The organism is Candidatus Omnitrophota bacterium, from assembly GCA_040755155.1.
Classification (GTDB): Bacteria; Hinthialibacterota; Hinthialibacteria; order Hinthialibacterales; family Hinthialibacteraceae; genus JBFMBP01.
Genome location: JBFMBP010000182.1, coordinates 1 through 2,360, shown reverse-complemented (window position 1 = coordinate 2,360; position 2,360 = coordinate 1). Strand labels below are relative to the sequence as shown.

Annotated in this window: 1 protein-coding gene; it reads left to right on the top strand. The window is 52.0% G+C overall.

Annotated elements, in window-relative coordinates; all coding sequences use genetic code 11:
• The coding region (locus AB1656_27645) for a M56 family metallopeptidase (protein MEW6239174.1) at window positions 1–2,271 on the top strand (2,271 nt) is incomplete at its 5' end.
• Window positions 2,272–2,360 lie beyond the last annotated feature (89 nt).

Here is a 2,360-nt window from a genome sequence, read left to right as displayed (position 1 = left end):
GCGGAAGGGTGGGGGCGTTTTCTGTGGACGCATACGGCCGATTCCGCCTGGATGTTTTTGCTCGTAGCATTCGTCTGGATCGTCTTGCGCCAAAAAGCGCCTGCGCAGTTCGGATATTGCCTTTTTCTTCTGGTTTTGTTCAAAGCCGTACTTCCCTATCAACAACCGGCGCCGATTCCGGCATTGTCGAAATTCTCCATGAATTACGACATGATCCGTTTTTATGAAAACGCCGTCCAGCAAACGGTTCCTCAGCCAAAGACGGAAAACTCATTCCGTCCCCAAACGCAAGAAAAACCTTCGTCGCCATCCTCGCCGCCGCTAAGCGTTGTTAAGGCAACCCAAACGGCGCCGCGAAAATCGCCGGGAAAATCTCTATCAAAAACGGATATTTCACCAAAATTTATTAATGAAAATCAACCTTCATTGCTTCAGGCCAAAACAAAGGAAACTATCGTTTCCAGTTCGGACAATCGGACAATCGTTTCCAATGAATATCCAATCCCGCCGCTCAACCTCGCCTCCATTTTGATGCTGGTTTGGTTGGCGATAACGTTCGCCTTGTCGCTCAGGCTAATTTATACGGAATGGCGCATCGCCAAACTTGTAAATAATTCTTGTCCCTTAGATCCCAGCGAATTTCCGCAATCTTTTCCGGCGTTGCTATCCCAATCCAGAGTCAAACGCCGCGTTCGTTTTTTAGCGAATTCAACGATTCATTCACCATTGGTGTGCGGGATTGCGTCCCCCATTCTGCTTCTGCCGGAGGATTTTTTCGAAAAATATTCCGGCGGCCAGGCGCGGTGGATCCTGCTGCACGAATTGGCGCATATCCGCCGTTGGGATCCGTTAATCCGATTGTTTCAAGAGATCGTTCAAATCCTCTATTTCTTTCACCCCGCCGTCTGGATCGCGAATCGGTTCATTGACCGGCTGCGCGAATTCGCTTGCGATGACGAGGCCATCGTCGTATCCAATCTTCCCCGTTACGACTGCGGCGAAAGTTTTTTGCGAGTAGTGTTTCATTCGAATCGAGTCCAACTCCCGGCGCCGGGATTCATTGGCCTAAACCAATCCAAACAAATCGTTAAGGAGAGACTCATGAGAATTCTGGATCAAAAACGAATACTGCATCTTAGGCTGCCATCTCGACTGATGGCGCCGCTTGTCGGCCTGGCGTTGGTTTTCTTGCCTTTCAGCGGATTTGTGAAGGCGGAAGAAAGCGCTTTATCCCCTAATGCCGCCGAGGTCAAACCCGTCGCGCCCGTCGCCGTTCAACCCGCCGCGGACCAAACATTTCCTACGGATGGCTTCCAAAAAGGCAGCGGCCAGTATGTATGGAAACGGGCGGTCGAAGCAAGTGCGGACAAGTTGACTTCCGCCGAATACGCGACGCCGGACGGCGATATTGTCATTAAACCGCAGACCGATCCCAAACTTTTCGGGGTAGTCTATGTGGACGCGGTTATCATCATCAAGAGTCAAAATCCACTCCAGTCGCTATCCGAAGAGGAAATACTGAAGATCAAGGAAAAAGTCGATGTCGTCATCGAGCGCGATAAGGAAGGCAAAACGCTCGTCGTCCGCGGCGTGCAGCCTCAAAAGCCGCCTAAAGGCGTTGGCATTACCATTAATTTAACGATCAAAACGCCGTCCTCGCTCTCCACTCGAGCGGTTGGTTCTGACGGCGATATCGCCATCGAGGGAATCAAGGCGGCCGTTGAAGCGAGAACCAGCGATGGGGATTTGGAAATCAAGAATTGCGAGGGATCGATCAACGTAACGACGTCGGACGGCGATCTAGCCTTATCCGATTGTGCGGGCGAGATATCCGCCGTCTCGTCAGACGGCGATGTCGTCCTATCCGGCTGCGCCGGATCCATCACAGCCAGAACATCGGATGGAGATATCGTAATGGAAAGCTTCAAAGGCCCAATCCAGGCCGTAACCAGCGACGGCGACATCATCCTGACTCATGTCAGCGCTCAAGCAGCCGCCAAGACTAACGACGGCGATTTGGAAGCGGAATTCGACGCTGCGCCCGAAAACGATTGCGATTTCCATACGCAAGGCGGATCGATTTCGGTCGTCCTGCCCAGCGATTCGAAGTTGACGCTGGATATTCAATGCGGAGACGGCGAAATCGAACTCGACAAATCGAAATTTGAGGGAACGGTGACAGAACATCAAGCGCAAGGAACCCTTAACGGCGGCGGACCGAAATTTCAGGCGCGCAGCGGCGACGGCGACATCACGATTACCTCAAAATAAACGCATAACAGTTCACACAGCTGGACAAACGCAACTTTTCCGAAAGGTTGAGAGACTGGGATGGCGCGGCTAATCGCTTCGCCATCCCT